The sequence below is a fragment of the Deltaproteobacteria bacterium genome (assembly GCA_016183235.1).
GTDB lineage: Bacteria > UBA10199 > UBA10199 > DSSB01 > JACPFA01 > JACPFA01.
Genome location: JACPFA010000021.1, coordinates 1 through 21,540 on the forward strand (window position 1 = coordinate 1; position 21,540 = coordinate 21,540).

Annotated in this window: 22 protein-coding genes; 15 read left to right on the plus strand and 7 right to left on the minus strand. The window is 44.2% G+C overall.

Annotated elements, in window-relative coordinates; genetic code table 11:
- Positions 1 to 260, minus strand: a 260-nt coding sequence (locus tag HYU97_04460; GenBank protein ID MBI2335995.1) for a transposase, incomplete at its 3' end; no start/stop codon positions are given.
- Positions 261 to 476: 216 nt separating this feature from the next.
- On the opposite strand from HYU97_04460, the gene HYU97_04465 reads away from it, so the two are divergent.
- Positions 477 to 1,256, plus strand: a complete 780-nt coding sequence (locus tag HYU97_04465; GenBank protein MBI2335996.1) for a DUF4065 domain-containing protein — start codon at positions 477 to 479, stop codon at positions 1,254 to 1,256.
- Positions 1,240 to 1,518 (plus strand): hypothetical protein, encoded by a 279-nt coding sequence (locus tag HYU97_04470; GenBank protein MBI2335997.1) that lies wholly within the window; start codon positions 1,240 to 1,242, stop codon positions 1,516 to 1,518. Before HYU97_04465 ends, HYU97_04470 begins: the two co-directional genes overlap by 17 nt.
- A 12-nt stretch (positions 1,519 to 1,530) precedes the next feature.
- Here HYU97_04470 and HYU97_04475 read toward each other — a convergent pair whose 3' ends face one another.
- Complete coding sequence (locus HYU97_04475; GenBank protein MBI2335998.1) at positions 1,531 to 2,826, minus strand: replication-associated recombination protein A; 1,296 nt, start codon at positions 2,824 to 2,826, stop codon at positions 1,531 to 1,533.
- A 7-nt stretch (positions 2,827 to 2,833) separates the two neighbouring features.
- Here HYU97_04475 and recN point away from each other — a divergent pair, with 7 nt between their 5' ends.
- The 10 genes from recN to HYU97_04525 all read left to right on the plus strand — a co-directional run bounded on the left by recN (position 2,834) and on the right by HYU97_04525 (position 13,597).
- A complete protein-coding gene (recN, locus tag HYU97_04480) occupies positions 2,834 to 4,501 on the plus strand; it encodes a DNA repair protein RecN (protein ID MBI2335999.1) in 1,668 nt (555 codons plus the stop codon).
- A 1-nt stretch (position 4,502) separates the two neighbouring features.
- Positions 4,503 to 5,345: a Stp1/IreP family PP2C-type Ser/Thr phosphatase gene (locus HYU97_04485; protein ID MBI2336000.1), complete on the plus strand. Its 843-nt coding sequence runs from the start codon at positions 4,503 to 4,505 to the stop codon at positions 5,343 to 5,345.
- A 285-nt stretch (positions 5,346 to 5,630) separates the two neighbouring features.
- On the plus strand, positions 5,631 to 6,590 hold the full coding sequence (locus HYU97_04490) for a peptidoglycan DD-metalloendopeptidase family protein (protein ID MBI2336001.1): 960 nt from the start codon (positions 5,631 to 5,633) through the stop codon (positions 6,588 to 6,590).
- A gap of 232 nt (positions 6,591 to 6,822) precedes the next feature.
- Complete coding sequence (locus HYU97_04495) at positions 6,823 to 7,227, plus strand: hypothetical protein (GenBank protein MBI2336002.1); 405 nt, start codon at positions 6,823 to 6,825, stop codon at positions 7,225 to 7,227.
- A gap of 11 nt (positions 7,228 to 7,238) precedes the next feature.
- A complete protein-coding gene (locus HYU97_04500) occupies positions 7,239 to 8,300 on the plus strand; it encodes a hypothetical protein (protein ID MBI2336003.1) in 1,062 nt (353 codons plus the stop codon).
- Entirely contained in the window at positions 8,297 to 10,234 is a 1,938-nt protein-coding gene (locus HYU97_04505; protein ID MBI2336004.1) for a GMC family oxidoreductase N-terminal domain-containing protein, read from the plus strand. Before HYU97_04500 ends, HYU97_04505 begins: the two co-directional genes overlap by 4 nt.
- Positions 10,235 to 10,364: 130 nt before the next feature.
- A complete protein-coding gene (locus HYU97_04510) occupies positions 10,365 to 10,601 on the plus strand; it encodes a hypothetical protein (protein ID MBI2336005.1) in 237 nt (78 codons plus the stop codon).
- Positions 10,598 to 11,002, plus strand: a complete 405-nt coding sequence (locus HYU97_04515; protein ID MBI2336006.1) for a retropepsin-like domain-containing protein — start codon at positions 10,598 to 10,600, stop codon at positions 11,000 to 11,002. The genes HYU97_04510 and HYU97_04515 overlap by 4 nt, the downstream gene beginning before the upstream one ends.
- Positions 11,003 to 11,085: 83 nt before the next feature.
- A complete protein-coding gene (locus HYU97_04520) occupies positions 11,086 to 12,378 on the plus strand; it encodes a PQQ-dependent sugar dehydrogenase (GenBank protein ID MBI2336007.1) in 1,293 nt (430 codons plus the stop codon).
- Between the two features lie 217 nt (positions 12,379 to 12,595).
- A complete protein-coding gene (locus HYU97_04525) occupies positions 12,596 to 13,597 on the plus strand; it encodes a ribosomal protein L7/L12 (GenBank protein ID MBI2336008.1) in 1,002 nt (333 codons plus the stop codon).
- 3 nt (positions 13,598 to 13,600) lie between these two features.
- Here HYU97_04525 and HYU97_04530 read toward each other — a convergent pair whose 3' ends face one another.
- Positions 13,601 to 14,221, minus strand: coding sequence for a hypothetical protein (locus HYU97_04530; GenBank protein MBI2336009.1), 621 nt, complete (start codon positions 14,219 to 14,221; stop codon positions 13,601 to 13,603).
- A gap of 227 nt (positions 14,222 to 14,448) precedes the next feature.
- On the opposite strand from HYU97_04530, the gene HYU97_04535 reads away from it, so the two are divergent.
- Both HYU97_04535 and HYU97_04540 read left to right on the plus strand, forming a co-directional pair.
- Positions 14,449 to 14,661 (plus strand): hypothetical protein, encoded by a 213-nt coding sequence (locus HYU97_04535; GenBank protein MBI2336010.1) that lies wholly within the window; start codon positions 14,449 to 14,451, stop codon positions 14,659 to 14,661.
- A 49-nt stretch (positions 14,662 to 14,710) separates the two neighbouring features.
- On the plus strand, positions 14,711 to 15,532 hold the full coding sequence (locus HYU97_04540) for an NAD(P)-dependent oxidoreductase (protein MBI2336011.1): 822 nt from the start codon (positions 14,711 to 14,713) through the stop codon (positions 15,530 to 15,532).
- Between the two features lie 106 nt (positions 15,533 to 15,638).
- On the opposite strand, the gene HYU97_04545 is transcribed toward HYU97_04540, so the two are convergent.
- Both HYU97_04545 and HYU97_04550 read right to left on the minus strand, forming a co-directional pair.
- Entirely contained in the window at positions 15,639 to 15,965 is a 327-nt protein-coding gene (locus HYU97_04545) for a c-type cytochrome (GenBank protein ID MBI2336012.1), read from the minus strand.
- Complete coding sequence (locus HYU97_04550; GenBank protein ID MBI2336013.1) at positions 15,962 to 16,663, minus strand: urate hydroxylase PuuD; 702 nt, start codon at positions 16,661 to 16,663, stop codon at positions 15,962 to 15,964. The genes HYU97_04545 and HYU97_04550 overlap by 4 nt, the downstream gene beginning before the upstream one ends.
- 299 nt (positions 16,664 to 16,962) lie before the next feature.
- On the opposite strand from HYU97_04550, the gene HYU97_04555 reads away from it, so the two are divergent.
- Entirely contained in the window at positions 16,963 to 19,245 is a 2,283-nt protein-coding gene (locus HYU97_04555) for a hypothetical protein (protein ID MBI2336014.1), read from the plus strand.
- Between the two features lie 98 nt (positions 19,246 to 19,343).
- Here HYU97_04555 and leuD read toward each other — a convergent pair whose 3' ends face one another.
- Positions 19,344 to 19,943: a 3-isopropylmalate dehydratase small subunit gene (gene leuD, locus HYU97_04560; GenBank protein MBI2336015.1), complete on the minus strand. Its 600-nt coding sequence runs from the start codon at positions 19,941 to 19,943 to the stop codon at positions 19,344 to 19,346.
- Positions 19,944 to 20,078: 135 nt separating this feature from the next.
- A complete protein-coding gene (leuC, locus tag HYU97_04565; protein MBI2336016.1) occupies positions 20,079 to 21,482 on the minus strand; it encodes a 3-isopropylmalate dehydratase large subunit in 1,404 nt (467 codons plus the stop codon).
- Positions 21,483 to 21,540 lie beyond the last annotated feature (58 nt).

Genomic DNA, 21,540 nt, shown 5'->3' on the forward strand with positions numbered 1-21,540 from the left:
TGAAATTCAGCCTGCTCATCCGATAAATTGTAGTAGCGTTGCAATACCAATATCTTAAACATCATCACCACATCGTGGCGGGGGCGGCCACCAGGGGCTTTAGCTTTCTTGAGAACCAACTCTTCCAAGCTAGGACGAAACAGCTCCCAATCAATTCGCTCATCCAAACGTTCCAACGGTTGCGTAGTTTGACTCAGTTTTTTCAACCGTTGATCGTAATCAAAAAAACCAGGGGACATTTTTCTAATGAATTTATTCATTCCCCCTTATAACACATCTTATTCCATACTCAAAATAGGCATGGACAGGAAACTCAATAGAATCAATACTTGTAAGCCTTTTTTATCTTTGAAAATAGTCCAGAATAAATAACTTGTTTTACGCCATCTCGGCGCTTCTCACCCTCTCCCTGGCCCTCTCCCCTCGAGGGAGAGGGGAAAAGAGGGTTTTTAGAGGTGCCCTAAAGTGGTAGTATTATGTCCGAAGATAAAATTGGTAAGTTTGTCCAACAACAGCGTGCTAAACGAAATATGACGCAGGAGTATCTTGCGTCAGAGCTTGGTATTTCCCGCCCTACCTATATGCAAATTGAGCGCGGGGAGCGAGAGCTTACCATATCCGAGGCAAAGAAGCTTGCGGCGATTTTTGACATGTCGCTTGATAATTTTCTTGTCGGAAAAGAACCAAAACGCAGTGTAACAATTGAGAAAGAATCATTAAAAAAATCAGATGATTTACAAATTCGTGTTACAGAAAAGAATCTTGATAAGTTCAAGCAAGTTTTACTCTATGTTTTGGGGAAAGTAGGTAGCAAGCCAAATGTAGGCGAGACCGTGCTCCATAAATTACTCTATTTTATTGATTTTGATTATTACGAAAAATTTGAAGAAAATTTGATGGGCGCAACATACATTAAAAACCATCATGGCCCCACCTCTGTTGAGCTAGGTTCAATAATGAAAGAAATGCAAGAGCAAGGCGAGTTAGAAGCCGTAAAAAGTCAGTATTTTAAGTATTTACAAAAGAAGTATCTGCCACGAAAACGTCCGAATCTCGATATTCTATCCGCGCGCGAAATTGAGCATATTGACGATGTACTAGCGCGTCTTTCCGATAAAAACGCCGCCGAGATAGAAAATTACTCACACGAAGATATACCATGGAAATCTGCGCAGGACGGCAAGCCGCTTTCTTATGAGAGCGTTTTTTACCGCGACGAGCGATACTCCGTAAGAAACTATGACGATGAACTTTGATGAGCTGCCGGAATTTCAAAAAGAACTCAAACGGCTTGCCAAAAAATACAAATCACTTCCTGACGATCTGGAGGAATTTCGGAATGTAGTTTCTGTTGTTCCTCTTGGCAACAGCAAGCATTTTAATGTCATCACGCAAACCGAAGTTTTGCATATTGTTAAAGCGCGGTTATTTTGTAGGTATTTGAAAGGGTCGTCATTGCGGATTGTTTATGCTTATTTTGAAAAAAATCAACACATTGAATTTATCGAGCTGTGCTAACCTCGCCCACCACTATTTCTTCTTCCCTATCCATTCCAAAATGGTTTTTTCAAACCCGTGACCCTTGGGTTGGTAATATTTTTGCTCTTTAATTTTATCGGGCAAATAATCTTGGATTTTTCGACCCTCTGCAAAATCGTGCGGGTAAAGATAGCCCTTGTGATAACCTAGTTCCTTCATAAGTTGGGTGGGGGCATTTAAAATTGTTTTGGGAATAGCCAGGTTGCCGTGTTTATTCACGTCTTCTTTAGCCGCAAGATAGGCTTGGTAGCTAGCATTACTTTTGGGACACACCGCTAAATAAGCGACCACTTGAGCTAGAGGAATCCAACCCTCCGGCAAACCTACTAAATCAAAGGCTTGCAGAGCGCTTACCGCTAGAGGCAAGGCGCGGGGATCGGCGTTGCCCACATCTTCGCTCGCAAAAATAACCATGCGACGCAAAATAAAGTGTGGATCTTCTCCGGCCTCTAGCATCCGTGCTAGGTAATATAAACTAGCGTCTGCATCGCTGCCGCGCATACTTTTGATGAAGGCGCTGATGGTATTATAATGTTCTTCAGCATTTTTATCATAACGGAGGGTTTTGGTTTGTAAGGCCTGTTGAATATGGGCCGGCGTGATTTCTCGTTCATTGGTTTTGAGTAAGTTATGCGCGGTTTCAAGGGTGTTGAGTAATTTGCGAGCATCACCATAGGTAGATTCGATTAGGCTTTGTTCAGCATCCGTACTTAAAACCAAAGACGAATTCTGCAAATTTAAATAAGCCATGGCCCGTTTGATGATGGCCTTTAGGTCATCGGTGGTGAGGGGATTAAGCACCAAAACTTGGCAACGTGATAAGAGGGGGCCAATGATTTCAAACGATGGGTTTTCGGTGGTGGCACCGATAAACGTAACTGTTCCATCTTCTACATAGGGCAATAGATAGTCTTGTTGAGCCTTATTAAAGCGATGAATTTCATCGATAAAGAGCAGGCTTTCTTTACCATCATATTTCTTTTGATGTTTGGCCCGTTCAATGGTTTTACGTAAATCAGGCAGGCCAGCTAAGACAGCAGAAAAGAAATAAAAGGTTTTTTCAGAAGTCTTGGCCAAGAGTTTAGCCAACGTGGTTTTTCCGACCCCAGGCGGGCCCCATAAGAGTAGCGATGGGAGTTGTTTTGACAATAAAGAGGTTAACAAACCGTTGGGCCCCACTAGGTGGGGTTGCCCGACAAATTCAGCCAAGGCTTGGGGGCGTAATCTTTCGGATAATGGTACGTTATTGCTTGCCTCGTGGGGCAATTTGTAATCAAATAGGTCCATCTTTCAAATGCTAAAATCATTAACCTTAAAAAATCTAGCCGTTTTTGCAGATGCCCAACTTGAATTTGGCCCTGGCCTCAATGTGATTACGGGTGAAACCGGTTCAGGGAAAAGTGTGCTGATGCAAGCCTTATTTTTGTTGGCTGGCGGCAAAGTCAGTTCCAGCATGGTTCGTACGGGTTCTGCTGAGGCAACGGCTCTGTTACAAGTCGACATTCATCAACAGGCTGGGCTGCTTCATATTTTAGAAGAATTGGGCATTTCTGCCGAAGCAGAATTATTGTTACGCAGGGTCTTAAACCAAGAAGGCAAATCAAAAGCCTTTGTTAATGATGTCCCCGTGACACTCAATGCTTTGGCAAAAATCACGATAGCCATTTTTCACCTCACTCGTCAGCATGAGTATGTGCGTCTGCTGGATCAGGATACGCCTCGGTTCTGCATCGATCAAAAGTTGCAAGCGCAGGTTCAGCAATTTAAGACTATTTTTTCAGATTATTCACAGTTTCAAAAAAAATGGCTCGCTTTCCAGTCTCATTACGAAGCAAGTCGAAAACAAGAAGATTTTTTGCGCTTCCAGTTAGAAGAATTAACCAAAGCCCAATTGCGGGCTGGAGAAGAAGCTGAACTAGAAACCGAAAAAGCAAAATTAAAAAATATTGCTAAAATTTCCCAAACTTTGACTCAAGTGTTGAGCATGTTAGGCGAAGAAGAAGCTTGTGTGCAACATCAACTGGGGCGGGTGAATCGTGATTTAGAAAAGCTAGCGATGATCGTGCCTAGTTTTTCTGAACCGGCAGGCCATATAAGCCAATGTTTATCGCAGTTAGACGAGGTTTATCGCCAATTGCAAAATGAATGTTCAATTTCAGAAGATGCCCCCGCTCGTCTTGATCAAATCGAATCAAGGTTAGCCCTGCTTCACGAGTTGAAACGAAAATATCATTCGGATTTACCAGCTTTAATCCAAAAACAACAAGAGATTGAAAATAATCTTCAGTATTTAGATCATCACGATGAAAAATTGCAGGAGTTTAAAACTGAAGGGCAAGGCTGGATTCAAAAACTAAGCGAACAAGCTAAAAAACTTTCTCATTTAAGAAAAAAGGCGGCCCTTGATTTAAGTCGGGTGATACAAAATGAACTTCATGGCTTAGGTTTGCCCAAGGCGCGTTTTGAAATTGTGGTAAAAGCGGGAGAAGATTTTTCTGAGATGAAAGAAACGGGGTGGGACGAAGTTGAATTTTGGATCAGCATGAATCCAGGGCAAAACTTAGTACGACTCGCTGAAGCCGCCTCGGGTGGTGAATTGTCGCGCATTTTATTATCGTTACGGCGATTACTTTACCCTAGCGAATGGAAGGGCGCCCTTATTTTTGACGAGATTGATCAAGGCGTTGGCGGGGGGGTTGCCGAATTAGTAGGGCAAAAATTAAATCAACTGGCCAAAGATCGGCAGGTGATTTGTGTTACTCATTTGTCGCAAATTGCGGCCTTTGCGCCCCATCATTTTAAAGTTGAGAAACGTATTGAAGGCCAGCAAACGAAATCTTTTGTGCAAGTTTTGAGCCGCGAAGATAAAGTAACAGAGATGGCTCGAATGTTAACCGGCGTTAAAATTAGTGAAAAGGCTTTGAGTCATGCCCGAGAGATGCTAAGAAATTCAGCTGCTTAGTGTGATTTTAACAGTTGGCGATACGGATAAGCTGTTTTATAATGGTAAAAATATGACACAAACTCCATCCTTTGAAATTGAATCCTACGGCATGTCGAATGTAGGAATGAAACGCACCCAAAACGAAGACAGCTATTTGGTCAATGATAGTTTAAACCTTTATTTCATTGCTGATGGGATGGGTGGGCATGTGGGGGGTGAATATGCCTCCCGCTTAGCGGTGACCACCATTGAAGAAGTCATGGGCCATTTTGTGCAAGACCCCGAGGCCACCGTTATTTCAGGGGTTAATTCAGTGGGTAGTGAATTGGGCGATCAAATACGTTTTGCCATTCGAGAGGCCAGTCGGCGTATTTATGAAGAAGCTACTGCCAATGCGGCTTTGCGGGGGATGGGTACCACGGCGGTGGGGGTTATGGTCGATGACTCGCGTGGGTACTTCGCTAATGTTGGGGATTCTAGGGCTTATCTCATTCGAGATCGCGAGATTATGCAAATCACCAAAGATCACTCGTTAGTGGGCGAACAAGTGCGTGAGGGCATTATTGGCGAAGAAGAGGCCAAGGTTCATAAATTGAAAAATATCATCACTCGTTCGGTTGGCTTTCAAGAAGAGGTGGAGGCCGACATTGAAACCGTTTCTTTAAAGAATGATGATATCATTATGCTTTGTTCGGATGGCCTCTCGAATCAGGTGAAAGATGCTGAAATTTATGAAATTTTATCCAAGCTCGACCTGCCTACGGGTTGTAAGCGCCTCATCGACTTGGCCAATAGCCGGGGGGGCGATGATAATATTACCCTGGTAGTTTTGCAAGTCCATGAAATTACTAAACAAAATTGAAAAACTTTAAGTCTTGACCTGCCTGGCAATCTCTGCTACTTTTCACGCCAAGTTGTACGCATCCCGCTCCTTTAAATAAAATTTTTTAAGAAACCAGTTTTTGGGCCTAGCCGATAAGTCTAATACGGCTGTGTTAGGTAAAAGGGGTGTGTTGAGAAATGTCATTCCCGCGAAGGCGGGAATCTAGAACTGCCTGAAATCGCTGGATCCCTGCCTCCGCAGGGATGACAGAAGGCACGTTTTTCAACAAGCCCAAAAGACAAAACCGCTATTTGAGGTTTTTGAATGTTAAAAAAGATTAGGGATACGCTTAAGCGGGGCAGAAACTATTGTAAAGCCCCAGCTATTACCCTTCAACAGCCCATTTTTCGCTTAAGTCTAGGAATTGTTGGGGTTGCGATTTTTTATTCACTAGCCATGACCTGGGGGTTTTTTCATTACCGTACTCAATATACAGAATTAAGTTCTTCCGCTGTGCTCACTTCGGCTAGTCACTTTGAACGAGAAAAGGCCAAGTTAGTGGCTAAAATAGGTGGTTTAGAAGACGCCCTACAGCGGACCGAACATTTTACCCAAAAATTAGAAGCTGCGGTGGGGGTAGAATCCAACAAACTCAATAAAGGGGTGGGGCCGCTTTCTGAGCAAGAAGATTTGGCAGAATTTTTAAAGCGAGTTCATCAATTGCCCAAGGTTGGTTCGACCGCCTTAAAACAAGATTGGCAAGAGGGTAAGTTTGACACTGAATTTTATGCAAAACTAAATGTTAAGATCGATGAAATGGCAGAATTTGCAAGCCGTTTAGAAGAGCGAATTAATGAAGTTTATACCGCCAGTCAGGAGAAAATTTCTTTTTGGTCAACCACCCCATCCCATTGGCCGGTGCAAGGCTGGGTGACCAGCGAGTTTGGGATGCGTTATAATCCATTCGGTGGTTATCGTTTTCATGAAGGTCTTGATATAGCCGCGCCCGTGGGTACATCCATACTTGCCCCTTCGGATGGGATCATCATTATGTCTAAATATGATAGTGGCTATGGTAATAGTGTCATCATCGATCACGGTTATGGTGTAACCACGCGTTATGCCCATGCCTCGGCACTTTTTGTGACAGAAGGTGATCGAGTGATGCGAGGGCAAAAAATTGCTGCTGTGGGTAGCACCGGTTCTTCGACCGGGCCGCATCTTCATTATGAAGTCAAGGTCGATGGGATATCGACTAATCCAATGAATTATATATTCGAGTAGACTAAATAACGGTCACGTCTTTTCAAAGTGAGTAAGCCGGCTGCTTTACTTGGCCAGCGCTCCATTGGGGGCCCCGCCGCGGACCCTGTCCTGGACAGGTCCTTCGGCTTCGCCTCAGGATAAACTCCGGAGCGATGGCTTCCCCAAGGTGCAGTCTTGCTCAGAGATGGTTATTTTAAATAAATGATTTTAATCATTTACATTGATTAACCGATCGGTTACATTTAAGTCTATGATAAGAATTAGTTTATGGTTCTTGATGGTGCTTTATTTTTTGGGGGCTTGCCTATTTTTCTTTCAGGCTGATCTTATGTTTGCGGCCCTTAATTATTTCCCCAATCAATTAGGGTGGTTTAACCCTATACCTGATGCGGGGGCTTCTTTTTGGCAGCCCTTGGTTTTTTCGATGATGCTCATGCTGGTGGCTTTATGTTGGGCTAGTCTCAAAGAGCCGCAAAACACTCGTTATTTTCAGATTCATCTTTTATCCAAAGTTATTTCAACAGCGGGGTTTTTTTATATGTTTTGGTTTCATCGTCATTACTTTGCTTATTTGGCAGGGGTGCTGACCGATGGGCCTATTGCCCTGTTTGTTTATTATTTGTTGTTCAAAACTCGTAGCAGCACGAATCGTTAACGTAGATTTTTATGGAAATTACCAATCGACCTGCTTGGCCAGCGGTGAAATCAGATCTTGGGTTTCAAGAGGTCTGGTATCTTAAACTGGTAGAACCAAAAGGGCAACGTGCCCTGTGGTTACGATTTACCTTATTAAATAATCCTCATGTGCCAAAACAAGAAGCTTGCGTTTGGGCAATTTTTTTCAAAAGAACTTCTGACCACGTTGAAAAAGTCGCCCTTAAAGAAACCTTTGCAATACCATGTCATCCCGGGCTTGCCTGCCCCGGACACCGATCCGGGGACCCGGGATCCATGATGGCATTTAAAATAAATCAACATGGTTTTAAGATAGGTGATCATTCTTTTTCAGATCAACAAACTTCTGGAAAAATTAAGCAGGGCAAACAAGAGATTGAATGGTCTTTGGCCATGCGTCCTTGCAAAAATTTGAATTTTGATTTTGTGCCTTCGTTACTTGCTCGCTTAAGGCTGGTGAAGAATTATGCCGTGACCGTTCAATCGGATTTAAGTTTTGATGGTTGGGTTAAGGTTAACGGAGAATCTTTTCAATGGCAGAACGCACCTGGCATGCAGGGGCATCTCTTTGGCCAAAAGAATGGTTATGCCTGGGCTTGGGCGCATGGGAACTGCTTTGTTGATTCTCAAGGGGCGCCCGTTGATTTTGTTTTTGAAGGCCTGACTGCCCAAGCGAGATTAGCAAATCGTTATCCTTCGCCCTACATTTCTTCGTTTTTCATTGTTTATCAGGGGAGGCCTTTCTATTTTAACCGCGTCCGTGATTCCATCTTTTGTCATTCTCGTTTTGATTATCAGGGTTGGGAAATTAAGCTTAAGGCTAGCGATTTAGAATTTCATCTCCACATCCAGTCGCAGCCTCATGAATTTGCAGGCCTCACCTACGAGGACACTGACGGGAGTTTTATTTATTGTTCAAACTCCAAACTTTCTTCGATGAAAGTTCAAATATTTCGCCAACAAAAATTAGAGGTAGAATATACAGCACCTCATACTGTTGCCTATGAGGTGGCCAGCCGAACCAAACCAACTAATATTGAGTTTTTATTATGAATATTTTTAAGTCTCATCAAGGTCGCATCATTAAAGCACTCATGCTAGCAGCCCTTGCCTATGATACTGACTTATTAAAAACCTTTGATGTCGATCAGGTGGTCAAAGAAGTTTTTCAGCGGCTCAAGAATTTTCCTTTTTATATTCGATTTTCTTTTCATAGTTTTCTTATTTTGTTCGAATATTTTTTCCCAAAATTATGGCATTGGTTTAGGCCGTTTAGTTTTTTGCCTCAAGAGGTTCAAGTTATCTATCTAAACCGTTGGGAGTACAGTGGTTTTGGCCCCTGCCGGCAGGGAGTTTTATTAATCAAGGCCCTAAGTCTTGGGGTATTGTTGCGGCAGAAACTTCTGTTAGAAGCCATTGGTTATGGAGCCGCTTTAGCTAAACGTGCCAAGGCCCCTTTTGACAAACACCATCCTATTTTAGATTTGCCTAATCACCTTCAGCCGCGTGATTTATCTTCTTTCAGCGAAGATAAAGAAGAATCTTGTGATGTCATTGTGGTGGGTTCGGGGGCAGCGGGGGCGGTGTTGGCTAAAGAGTTGGCTGAAGGTGGTATGAAGGTGGCTCTGGTTGAACAAGGCACTTTTCATCCCCAACATAATGACTTGGCCATTGAGTCGGTAGATCGTCTTTATGAAAATCATGGCATCACCGGAACTTTGGGCAAACCCATGATTCCCATTCCCGTGGGGCGATGTTTGGGTGGGACAACCGTGATTAATTCAGGCACTTGTTTTCGGGTATTGCCTCATGTCTTAAAACGCTGGCAAACCGAGTTGGGTTTAAGTGAACTATTAGATGAAGAGATGAATGCAGCCTTTCAACGGGTCGAAGAACACTTAGGCGTAACCCCGGCCGATTATAAGGTGATGAGCCGTTCGAATACCCTGATTCGTGATCTTTTGGTGCAAGAAGGTTATCAAGGTGCACCTTTGCTCAGAAACGTGCGGGGTTGCCAAGGGAGTGGGATGTGTTGTTTTGGTTGTTCGACCTTGGCTAAACAAAGTGTGGATATTAGTTACATCCCCAAAGCCTTGGCTGCAGGCACGGTTGCTTATACCGGGGCGCATTTAAAAAATATTTTAACGGCTTCTCATCAAAGGGGTCAGGTCATAGGCATCGAAGCCGAAGGGGTTCAAAAACGAAAATTAACGCTTTATGCCCCTAAGGTGATTTTAGCCACGGGTTCGTTTGTGACTCCACAAATTTTGGTAAGGCACGGTTGGTTAAAGGGCAATCAACATTTAGGCCAACATTTAACGGTGCACCCGGCGGTAAAAGTATTGGCCGAATTTGAAGAAGAAATTCAAGGTTGGGAGGGTACCCCGCAAGCCTATTACTATGATGGTTTGCGCAAACAGGGGATTCTTTTTGAAGGGATTTTTGTGCCCCCTGATTTGGCTGGTCTTGCCTTTCCCGTTTCAGGGCATCCCTTTGTGCATTTTTTAAAGCATTATTCTAAAATGTTGAGTTATGGTTTTCTGATCAATGATGGTAGCGAGGGGCACATGGTGAGTTTGCCCGGGGGGCAATGTTTATTTCGCTATTCATTAACTCATGAAGATGAGGCGAGGATTTTTCAAGGCGTGCAATTTTTAGCCCAACTACTTTTTAAAGGCGGTGCTAAAAAGGTGCATTTACCGATTCAAGGGCAACGTTTTGAGGTGAATCGTGCTGCTGATTTGGAAAATATTTCGGTTAAAGACTTTGCCCGTTCTAAATTGGAGATTCGGGCGTTTCATCCTTTGGGAACCTGCCGAATGGGTAAAGATTTTGCGGCCGGGGTTTGCGATGTGAATCACCGAGTGTTTGGAGTCGAGGGTTTGTATATTTGCGATGGGAGTGTGATTCCAACACCGCTAGGGGTCAACCCTCAAATGACCATCATGGCCTTGGCCACCCGCCTTGCCAATCGATTGTTACACTAAAAATCCTAAATCCGGTAACTTCAAGATTACCGCAAGTTGAAACCACACATACATTTCGTTTGATTCATTGCTTTTTTGTGCTTAAACAGGTATAAGACGCGGTAATTTAATACTTTCAAAAGAGGATCTTATGGGAGAGATGCTTACGTGGGAAGAAGTACAAGGAAAATATCAAGAACAGTGGGTAGCGTTTACGGAGTGGGAAGAAAATGAACATGGCGATGTAATTAAGGGATACGTTGCCTACAGCCACCCCAGCCAAAAAGTTTTTTACGACTACCTAAAAACCCACCTTCGGCCAAAATGGAAAAAAATTGCCAGCCTCTATACTGGAAATGTCCAGGGGCCATTCTTCCTTGATGTATGAACAAAATTGAATCTTACCGTTATGATCCACGCAAAGACATTATTCATATTCCTGGTTATATTTGGGGGCCATTGGGGGAACAGCGTGTCAAGTTAGCTTTTGATCCCGGGGCCTATCGGACTATTGTCAATACTTCCTTGACCGACTCTCTTGGTTATCAGGCAAATCCAAAAAGTAGGGGCGTGAGCACTTCATCAATCGTTGGTCGGGAATGGGGCTATACACTTGTTGTGCAAAAATTATCTATTCTCAGTTTTGAATTTGCCAATGTAGAAATTGCCTGTTTTGATCTTCCTGAAAAATACGACATTGATGGCCTTATTGGATTGGATCTCATCGAGAAATTTGAAATTACTCTAAGACACAAAGATCGTTGGATTCAGTTTCGGTTATTAGACTAGTTTAAGCTGCAGTTTGTAAATCCTATATTGACAACTTCCCGTCATTTCTTGCAGATAAGTAGGTGCCTGGACAGGAGGAATTTATGTATCGATGGATGATGGGAGGGGTGTTTGTTTTTGCAATAATAACAATGATTGGGTGCTCGAACAATCAAGCGAGCGATCCGTTACAAACTACCGAAAATCCTACCCCGACTCCTAGTCCAACTAGCCCACCACCTCCAACCGTTACACCTGAGGATACGGTGATTGGTATAAAATTTACCGAAGTGGGGGATGAGTTTTCGGCACCGATGTTAGTGGATTTAGAATTTTTGCCTGGCACCAATGGCGAGCTTATTACGATTAGTTTAGATGGCAATATTTATTACCTTACCAGCGATTTCAAAATTCTTTCGCAATCACAAAATTTAGTAGTTGGTTTGGAGTTTGAGCAAGGCCTGCTTAACGTGGTTGCAGATCCAGACTATGCTACCAATCATTATATTTATCTTTTTTATACAACCGTGGGTAATCAGCCGGTTGATCAAGAAAATCGGGTTGATCGTTTTACGGTTAGTGTTGATGTGAGTGCGGGAACTTTTAATTTAGCCGATCAGCAAAATATTATTCGCTTACCTAAATCTGAAAATCCTGAACCTGGCACCAATCACAATGGGGGCGGGCTTTTCTTTAATGAAGCGGGGCAGCTGTTTATTGCCGCCGGCGATGCTGGTGGAAGTGGATCCGCCAATCCAACTTATGCCATCGCTCAAAATACCGAATTGAGTTTAGGCAAAATTCATCGGGTGATTCCCAATCATAATTCAGGGCAAGGGGGTTTTACCATTCCCAGTGGAAATATTGCTTCAACGAATTATCCTAGCATTTACGCCTATGGCCTGCGCAATCCCTTTACGATTACTTATCATCCGGGGCATTTATTTATGGGCGATGTGGGTGGTGGTTTTTATGAGGAAATTGATTTGGCGATGAGTGGTGGTTTGAATTTTGGTTGGCCTTTTACCGAAGGGCCAACGAACGATCCGCAATATGTCACTCCCATTGGGGGTTATTCGCACGAAGATACCACGCAGGAAGAAGAAGATCCTGCTGAAGATCCCGAAATGCACGCCCATTCGATTATGGTGGGGCACTTTTATACCGGTTCACAATATGGAAATTTTTTAGACAATGTATTGATCTATTCTGAATTTTATGAAGGTTGGGTGAGGGGCCTCACCCTTGAGCCTATGACAGGTGCGGTTTTGAATGATCGCCATTTGGCCCATCTGGCAGGCATGACCAGTGTGCAAATGGGGCCAGATGAGTTTCTCTATGCAGTATCGTTAGGTGAGTCGGCACGTATTTTAAGAATCGACCCGATTCTGCAATAAAATAGTTCAAAATGATAAATTTCTCATTTTGAGAATCGTAGTCATGGCATTCTCATAAAATCACCAAATTTTTCAATAAGTTATATTTTAACAAAAAAATCTCCTTCGGTATGAATCTTGCTTCTCTTAAGAATCGTCATCCCGCACTCGATGCGGGATCCGGCTTTTCTAATAGATTCCCGCTTTTGCGGGAATGACATGAGAGGGGTAAGGGATTATGAGAAATAATTTAAAGGCCTGGGGTATCGTAGGGGTGTTGGTTGTGTTGGTAGCCTGTTCGAGCGAACAAGGTGTGAATTCGCCTGATCCAAATTTGAACAACCAACCTCCTGCGATTCAAGGGGGGCCTAGCAATATAGCGGGGCCAACACCTTCAGCATCACCTTCACCTTCACCATCCCCCGCAGTTCGTGCAGAAGTTGAAAAGCACGACGTTATTTTACGTAGCATGAGCAATAAGAATGCTGCCATTAGGGTGATACGCGAGCTTTTTAATTATGGGCTAAGGGAAGCAGTGTATATGGCAGACAATATCCCTGTTCGTTTGGCAGAGTGCGTGAGCCAAGAAGAAGTTCAAACTTTACAAGATAAATTTAAAGATGAAAATGGCTACTTTGCAACACTTGATTCTGTTGCTTGCGGTGAAGGTGCACCTTTTGTGCGGATACCTCCTGAGGCTCCAGCTAATAATGTGGGTGGAGAAATTGCGCCTCCGATCGATCCCCGGTGGGAACGCCAGAATTCAAGTGTTGTTTTGAATGGCTATGATCCCAATTTTAGAGATAAACTCATTAGCAAACTTTCAGAAATGATGGAGCTCACTCTTCGAGAAGCTATAGGATTGGTTGATGATCTTAGAGATGTTCGCTTGGTGGTTGTTTCTTGTGTTACTGCTCATAAGGCAGAGACAACAGCAAGAGATTTAGAAAAAGTGGGTGGCGAGGTTCAAATTGTTGAAGGGAACTGTGGCGCAGATTGGACGGTTTTTTTGCTTGGGTTCCAGGCCGCCCGTGAAGAGCCCTTAATTGAACGGCTAGTCGAGATGACGGGGAGGGATCCACGAGAGCTTCGTCGCCGCATCAGAGGAATCAATGAAGATGCACCTTTTACGGTTCTTGAGTGTGTCAATCAAAATCAATCTAGGCTTGCCCTCAATTTATTAGCCCATGCCGGAGGGAATACAAGGTCCAACCGCCCGCCCAATGGCTGTGCGCAATAAAAGTTAAGATCTTATAATTTTTTTAACGCCATCAAGCATCTGCGATAACTCGGGTGCGTTTTTGCGGCGAGTGTAAAGGGCGCCAAAGACTGCGGCGAAGGTTCCGCCCACTGTGTTAAAAATCAAATCCCACATGGTGTTATCAAGGCTGTATTGGGTGTTACGCTTAAAAAGGTGGTCCACCGTAAATTCGCCGATCTCCCAAAGGCTGCCCACGGCCATAGCAAAGATGATGGTAAAAATGGCAATTAAGGGTAAACTTAAAACAACCTTGCCTGAATAATGAAAGCTAAAGACAATAAGAAATGCCAATAAAGCAATGATACTGGTGCCATAAAAATGCATGATTTTATCGAAATACCAAACATTATCGTAAAATCGCAAAACTTCGCCTAAGATGATATGTAAAAACAAGGCGAGCGAAATGAGGAGATCAAGTTCAAAGGGCAGGGTGACTTTAAGACTGCGATACCAGTAGGCTGGAAGCAGGGTGGCAAGCAACGATAACAAAACCCCAAAGATAAATAAAAAGTCGTGACGATAAAGCGAATAGGGGATAGCGCCAACAAGCCCTAAGCGAAAGGTCCATAGGATCATTCGGCGAAGCTTGGAGAGAATATTCATATGGGGACCTCTAAAAACGACCCATCTGCCGCGTTGCCCGCAAAGCCGCGATCCTCACGTATTTCCATATACGCTCCGGTCGCGTCTTTGCGGGCGCCTTGCATCTGGGCCCTTTTTAGAGGTCCCCCCAAATCCAAGTTTGCACTCAATGTGGCTCTTGCTGTCGCAAAGCCGGTCGTATCCCGCATTTCCCAGAACCCACTACTCCTGAAGGGGTTTGTGTTCACTTGACCCCCGACAACAAGTGTTCCATCTATGCCTTACGCCCAACTATTTGTCGAGTCGACAAACTTTATGAAACCATGGGGCAAGCCTTGCATATGACCCGCAAGCAATTTTATATTTACAATAACCAACTTTGCAATCAATGGATCCGCGAAGAAAAATTAGGCGATCATTTTCTGATTAATATGGTTGATTATATTCGCATGTATGGTTGATTATATTCGCATGAATGAGGAATAAGGTGAAATAAAGAAAGAGGTGTTTATGACCAACTTGCAAGGTAAAACCATTATCATCACCGGGGCAAGTCGTGGCATTGGCCGGGCGATTGCTTTACGGTGTGCCCAAGATAAGGCCAATATTGTTATTGCGGCTAAGTCAGCCACACCGCATCCTAAATTGCCTGGCACCATTTATACAGTGGCTAGTGAAGTAGAAGCTCTTGGCGCCAAGGTTTTACCCCTACAAGTTGATGTGCGTAGTGAAGAAGAAGTTGAGAAGATGGTGGAAGAGACGGTTAAAAAATTTGGTGGCGTTGATGCCCTGGTTAACAATGCGGGGGCCATTTTTTTAGCAGATACTCCCAGTACACCCATGAAGCGCTTTGACCTTATGCACGGTGTTAATGTGCGGGCAGTTTATTTATGTTCGCAAAAAGCCCTGCCTCATTTGAAGAAGGGAAAGAACCCGCATATTTTAAATCTTTCCCCACCCCTTAGTCTGGATCCCAAATGGTTAAAAAATCATTTGGCCTATAGCCTTTCAAAATATGGCATGTCGCTTTGTACGCTTGGAATGAGCGCTGAATTTGAACCCTATGGGATTGCCGTTAATTCCCTTTGGCCAAGGACCCTCATTGCCACTGCGGCCGTCGATTGGCTCATGGGTGAAGCGGGCATTAAACAAAGTCGCAAACCTGAGATCATGGCCGATGCGGCCCATGAGATTTTGTGCAAAGAGAATCGGCAAGTAACCGGGCAAACCTTAATTGACGAAGATGTCTTGCGACAAGCGGGTATGAAAAATTTTGACCAATACGCCCATGAACCTGGCGAAACCTTGATGCCTGATTTATATGTTGAGTAAAAAACTGAGAATGAAGATTGCCACGCTTCATCATGGGTCCCCGCCGGAGTTTACCCCTGCGCAGGCAGGGGCGGGGATGACATTGCTCGCAATGACACCATAGGTGTTACTGATTCAAAAACGCATGCAAGGCCTCAAGGTCATTTTTCAAAAATGACATGGGTTGCATGAGTTTGGTATCTCGCTTAGGTTTATAATTAGCTGGATACTTTGCCTCTAAAACTCTAGCAGTAAGTAGCTCTAATGATGAGCCATGGTTGGCAGGGCCGATGGGGCCATCAAGCTTTGGGTCTTTGTTGTGACAAGCAATGCAGTTGGCCATGTAAACAGACTTGCCTTTTTCGGCCAAACTCATTTCGGGCCCACCTGAAGGTGGTTTGGGGGTACAGCCCAATAAAAGCCCTATCCATAGAAGATGAACAAAATATCTCATGCTAACACCTCAATAATTGCGTAAAGAACAATCGTTAAAAGCAAACCACAGTGGATAACACCTTTAATGGTTGCTAAGGGGCCCAACTTACCACGAATTGCATTGAGTTCAAGCAAAACGATGATGGCGATCATGGGTAAGGCTAAATGTTCGAGTTTGACATCGGCGATAAAGCTGACGGGTAAATGACTGGCGGCACCCATGAAAAAAAGCATGGGGATTGAGAATAGGGTATTGGTTCGCGAGGCCAGCAACCCTTTGGCGCCCGCGGCAGCAGCCTCAGGGAGGGCAGCGCCTCCTTTAAGAACTTGTTCTGCCGAAGCGATGACTTTCTTTTGATTAGGCCAAATAATCAGCCACACGTTGAGGAACATGAACGTACCCAATAAAGCACCGGTTAAAATCAACACGCCATAGGGGGACTTGAATTGTTCCCAACCTGAACTCCCACCGCGGTGCAATAGAATGGCTAAGCCTGAAACAAAGGTGAACATCGCGCCCCAACGAAACCACCACAGGGCCCGTGGCACCAGTTTGCCAATCGCGGCATTTTTGACATTGGCCTCGGTTTCTTTAAACCATTCGCCTTGCACAAAGTTAAAGTAGTACAGAAGGCCTATCCAGGTAACACCGGCTAAAAGGTGGATCCAACGTAAAATGAATTGACTCCCAGCGGGAGTAAGTATGGCGATTTCCATAAAAAGCTCTCCTTCCTATTTACGGGGCTGTTGAAAAACGCCCATCTACGGCTGCCTTGTATCTGGGCATTTTTGAACAGCCCCAAGAAACAACATTTTTCAAGACTCCTAATATAATTTAAGGGCAGTTTAAAACATGGTGTCATTGAAAAATCAAACAAATTAAATGCTTATTAATATGGGTTTTAAATAACCCACCCCAATTTTGTTTTTATACTTGTTAATGTACAAATAATGGAGTTAAAATGAACTATCTTTTTTCGGGGGCATTTTATTTTATAGAAAATCAAGGGGGTCTTATGGGCGGTCTTTTTCAACGTTATTCAACGTTCCTACTTATCTTACTCACATTAACTTGGTCAGCTTGTGGTGGGCGAGCTAGCAGCACGGCCTCTTCAGGGGTCGATCTCAATTCAACCCTTGCGGTCATTGATGCTCAAGACGATAGCACCGGTTCCGATTTGATGAAGGCTTTAATAACCAATAGCCCCATGCTGTTTGCCCTTTCAGACGTTCCCTTGACAGCCGATTATTATACTTTGCCAACTAATATTTGGGTTTATGATCCGACCGTGGCACCCCTTGACCTCATTAACGAAATTTTATGTTCACTCGATCAAACCGCCCATGATCAAATGGTCAACCGAGGGGCCTATAAAGCCCAAGTCGATTTTGCCCTTTGTAATAAAGACAAAGACCAGTCAGGCAGTTCCAACGATCAATCGGCCGGTAATTCTTCGGAGCAAGAACTTGAATATTGGACCGTTTTATCGACCCGTGGCAGTGCCTCCGATCCTGAAATTGTGAAGGTATGGATTCCCTTTGCCGGAGACGACAGTGAAGGTGCCAGTAGCACGGGTAGTAGTGAAGAGGAAAGTGAAAGCTCATTACTGCTGGGCTATGGTGAGATTGTGAGTGGGCCAACCTCAGCGAATCCCAATGGAGTGTTTCAAATACACTTTAAAGAAAGCGCAACGGATGGTTCAGTGGGTCCAACCATGAATGGGAAGTTGGGGAGTTCTTTTGATGCGACGACCAGTGAGAATACCTTAACCATGCGCATGTTAGAAAGTGGCTCTGAATTTTCATTTAGTTCAGGTGCTACAATTGTTAAAAATACCACCAGTAAAACCTTACAAGGTATTTTGAGCGAATCCTTTTCGGGTGGGGGATTTAGTAAATCCTACGAACATAAGATTGCTGCCAATGAAAACTTTGTGAAGGGTACCTCCACTGAAGATGGGGCTGCTGAATCAAAGTGTAAAAATCGTAAGGCATATAACACCTATGTTTATCGATATAGTTTATTTGATTTCACGACCGGTAGCCAAATTGATCTCGATAATCCAGGGATTCCGCTTATCTATACTAACAGCAATGGGGAGAGTAATTTTTGCTATGCGAGCTATTGGGGCCTTTGGTGCGATCGAGATGAGTACCCCAGTAGTGGTGGTACGTTGACTGGAGAAGAAGATGGGTCCACCTATACCTTCTTGGGTGGTGATTTCCGAGTTATCAAACGTACTCGCGAAACAATGGCCTTGGCTGATTTTATTAATGTGCGGTTGGATTGGTGGATTAATGATCAGGCTATTCAAATAGTCTGGACAGGCTCTGTTTTTCAAGAAGTAGCCGAATGTACTTTTACAATGGGAAAAACCTGTACAGACTTAAGCTCCCCTGAGACCATTGATATTTCAAGTTTTGGTGGCAATATGGTCTATTTCTGGTTGGATGGTGTAGGAAGTATCAACGTGCCCATTGTATCTTTTACCAATTCAAGTGCTGTTTATGTGACGGCTGAAGATAATGTTAACTCGGCTGACGCATTGTTTAGTTCGGGTACAGCAACCTTGTATGGTGGGTACCAACAAATTAAACCTGATTTAACCGATAGCACCTATTCCGATCCTTATTTACCCACTTTAGAAGGGGGCGCCTATACACTTCAAATTGACCCTACTACCTGGACGGCAACCTATGTGGCCAATGCTAGTGGTACGATCAATACCGATAACCTTACTTCGGCGGCAGCCACGACGGGGCAAAATACTTGGGGTGTGCATTCTGGGGATCTTTATACTTCTACTTCAGCCCTTCAAGATGCTGAGAACCAAACCATCTATTATCAAATCGAAACCGGGCCCAATGCTTGGAATACTCACCGTGAGATCCAGCTCAATGGGGCGGCGGTAGCCTTTGACCGGCCATTGAAGTGTTCTTATACGTATACCGATCCCGACACCAGTATTGCTCAACTCTATCAAATGGAATACGGTGGGGCAGGGGATTTCTGGGGGGTTCCATGGGAAGAGGTAGCCGACGGATTGTGGAGACCTAAATTTACCATTCCGGATGGTGATTCTGTCACCTGCAAAGATAGCGATGGGAACGAAACCACTTATCTCGTGCGTGCCCTTGATAAAGAGCAACAGTTACAAGACGCCGATGAAAGTAATTGTGCAGGTTTGAGCACCGAGTTTAATTTGAGCCTGCCCGATACTAATTTTACAGATCCCAATATTGGTGATCTTCCGGATGCTGAATTAAAGGTCATTCAAGGGGTTGTTATTGGTAATTAGTATCAATAGTGTCATCTATGGATCCCGGGTCTAAGGCCCGGGATGACGCAACGCCGTCATGCCGGACCTTGGATCCGGCATCCATTCGGGGTTGTTCGTTAATCAACATAACCTAATTTTTTTGCCACGTCGTTTACTTGCTTTTGCCCTTCCAACAATTCAAACAAAGGGTCATATTTTCCACTGAGAAAACTTTGCTGAATGCTCGTTGGCAAATTGACTTTAAACTTTGTTTCGTCAATTTTGATTTCAAGGTTTTCTAAATCGAGCATTAATTTGGCTTGAGGGTTTTCTTGGATAGATTTTACTAATTGAGCCCGTTGACCATCTTCCAAGGTTACACAGGGGATTCCCATGGTTGCACAATTTCCAAAAAATATTTCAGCAAAAGATCCACCTATGATGGCTTTAAAGCCAAACTTGGCCAGGGCTTGCGGGGCGTGTTCGCGGCTCGACCCACAACCAAAATTTTGATCGACCACCAAAATCGATGCACCTTGATGCTCAGGTCTGTCGAGCACATGATGCTTCGATCGGCCTTGTTCATCAAAACGCACATCATAAAAGGCATATTGCCCCAACCCCTCAAAGGTAACACATTTCATAAAGCGAGCCGGGATAATGCGATCGGTGTCGATATCGTTACCGCCTACGTACACTGCCTTGCCAGATATTTTTTTTATCGAATATTCATTCATCATTATCATGCTTGCCCTATTTGTCTTATGAAGGAGTCACTGAGTTCTTTTCGAAGCGGGAAGAGGCTACTCGAAACCACTTTGCTGTGGTTGAGAGAGCCTTAAGCCGGATTCGAAAAGACCTTAGCAACTCCTTCATAAGACAAACACCTCTCTTGCATCACTCACTCTGCCAGTAATGGCAGCCGCTACTACCATAATTGGGCTCATCAAAATCGTGCGCCCGGTTGGTGAACCTTGGCGCCCTTTAAAATTGCGATTAGAACTCGATGCGCAAATTTCATCCCCCACCAGTTTGTCAGGGTTCATGGCCAAGCACATCGAACACCCAGGTTTGCGCCACTCAAAGCCAGCTTCCTGGAAAACAGCGTCAATCCCTAGTTTGCGGGCTTCATGATCCACAGCTTGTGAGCCAGGTACCGCTAAAGCCCGTACCCCTTTGGCAACCTTATGTCCTTTAATCAGTTTGGCCACTTCAATGAAATCTGAAAGTCTTCCATTGGTGCAACTGCCTAGAAAGGCCACTTGTACCGGGATGCCTTTCACCGGTTGATTGGGTTTGAATTTCATAAAATCCAAGGCTTCTTGAATGGAATCACGCTCCAGCCCTTGATAATTTTTGGGGTCAGGAATTGTTTCGTCAATAAACACGGCTTGCCCTGGGTTGATACCCCAGGTAACCGTTGGGTTAATCTCTTGAGCTAAAAAAGGTGCCAGGTCATCGTAAGTAGCATCAGCATCGCTCTTAAAGCCATCCCATTTTTTTACCAAGTCACTCCAATTTTGCGTGGCCACATATTTGCGACCTTTTAAATAATCGTAAGTGGTTTGATCGGGGTTGATATAACCACACCTGGCACCACCCTCAATCGACATATTGCAAAGGGTCATGCGTTCTTCCATGGTGAGGTTGGTAATGGTGTCGCCGGTATATTCGTAGGCAAAACCCACCCCGCCTTTAACGCCTAATTTGCGAATGATGTGTAAAATAATATCTTTCGCTGTTACGCCCTTGCCCAATTTCCCATTAACTTCGATCTTTCTAACTTTGAGTGGGCTTAAGGCCAGCGTTTGAGTGGCCAACACGTCGCGCACTTGGGTTGTGCCGATTCCAAAGGCCAAGGTGCCAAAGGCCCCATGGGTAGAAGTATGGCTATCGCCGCAAGCAATAGTTAACCCCGGTTGGGTAAGCCCCAGCTCTGGGCCAATCACATGCACAATGCCTTGTTGCCCTGAATCGGCTCCTAAATAAGTGATGTGTGATTCTTGAGTATTTTTTTGCAAGGCACTTAGCATTTCGTCGGCCAAATGATCTTTTAAAGGCCGGGCAATATCATCGGTTGGGATGATATGATCGACGGTAGCAAAGGTTAGGTTAGGGTAGGCGACGTTCAGTTTTAAATCGCGAATCATGCCAAAGGCCTGGGGGCTAGTGACTTCATGAATCAAATGCAGGCCAATAAAGATTTGGCTTTGACCATTAGGTAATTTCCGAACCTCGTGGGCCTCCCATACCTTTTTATATAAATTCTTGCCCATATAAAAATGTCATTGCGAGCCATGTCATCCCTGCCCCCGATCAGGTCGAGGGTAAACT

Excerpts from the sequence above, each read along its gene's own strand:
- HYU97_04515 (MBI2336006.1), top strand. The coding sequence starts at position 10,598 with ATGAACAAAATTGAATCTTACCGTTATGATCCACGCAAAGACATTATT.
- HYU97_04490 (MBI2336001.1), top strand. The coding sequence starts at position 5,631 with ATGTTAAAAAAGATTAGGGATACGCTTAAGCGGGGCAGAAACTATTGT.
- leuD (MBI2336015.1), bottom strand. The coding sequence starts at position 19,943 with ATGAATGAATATTCGATAAAAAAAATATCTGGCAAGGCAGTGTACGTA.
- HYU97_04530 (MBI2336009.1), bottom strand. The coding sequence starts at position 14,221 with ATGAATATTCTCTCCAAGCTTCGCCGAATGATCCTATGGACCTTTCGC.
- HYU97_04475 (MBI2335998.1), bottom strand. The coding sequence starts at position 2,826 with ATGGACCTATTTGATTACAAATTGCCCCACGAGGCAAGCAATAACGTA.
- HYU97_04510 (MBI2336005.1), top strand. The coding sequence starts at position 10,365 with ATGGGAGAGATGCTTACGTGGGAAGAAGTACAAGGAAAATATCAAGAA.
- HYU97_04500 (MBI2336003.1), top strand. The coding sequence starts at position 7,239 with ATGGAAATTACCAATCGACCTGCTTGGCCAGCGGTGAAATCAGATCTT.
- HYU97_04525 (MBI2336008.1), top strand. The coding sequence starts at position 12,596 with ATGAGAAATAATTTAAAGGCCTGGGGTATCGTAGGGGTGTTGGTTGTG.
- HYU97_04540 (MBI2336011.1), top strand. The coding sequence starts at position 14,711 with ATGACCAACTTGCAAGGTAAAACCATTATCATCACCGGGGCAAGTCGT.
- HYU97_04550 (MBI2336013.1), bottom strand. The coding sequence starts at position 16,663 with ATGGAAATCGCCATACTTACTCCCGCTGGGAGTCAATTCATTTTACGT.
- HYU97_04505 (MBI2336004.1), top strand. The coding sequence starts at position 8,297 with ATGAATATTTTTAAGTCTCATCAAGGTCGCATCATTAAAGCACTCATG.
- HYU97_04465 (MBI2335996.1), top strand. The coding sequence starts at position 477 with ATGTCCGAAGATAAAATTGGTAAGTTTGTCCAACAACAGCGTGCTAAA.
- HYU97_04555 (MBI2336014.1), top strand. The coding sequence starts at position 16,963 with ATGGGCGGTCTTTTTCAACGTTATTCAACGTTCCTACTTATCTTACTC.
- HYU97_04545 (MBI2336012.1), bottom strand. The coding sequence starts at position 15,965 with ATGAGATATTTTGTTCATCTTCTATGGATAGGGCTTTTATTGGGCTGT.
- recN (MBI2335999.1), top strand. The coding sequence starts at position 2,834 with ATGCTAAAATCATTAACCTTAAAAAATCTAGCCGTTTTTGCAGATGCC.
- HYU97_04495 (MBI2336002.1), top strand. The coding sequence starts at position 6,823 with ATGATAAGAATTAGTTTATGGTTCTTGATGGTGCTTTATTTTTTGGGG.
- HYU97_04520 (MBI2336007.1), top strand. The coding sequence starts at position 11,086 with ATGTATCGATGGATGATGGGAGGGGTGTTTGTTTTTGCAATAATAACA.
- HYU97_04470 (MBI2335997.1), top strand. The coding sequence starts at position 1,240 with ATGACGATGAACTTTGATGAGCTGCCGGAATTTCAAAAAGAACTCAAA.
- leuC (MBI2336016.1), bottom strand. The coding sequence starts at position 21,482 with ATGGGCAAGAATTTATATAAAAAGGTATGGGAGGCCCACGAGGTTCGG.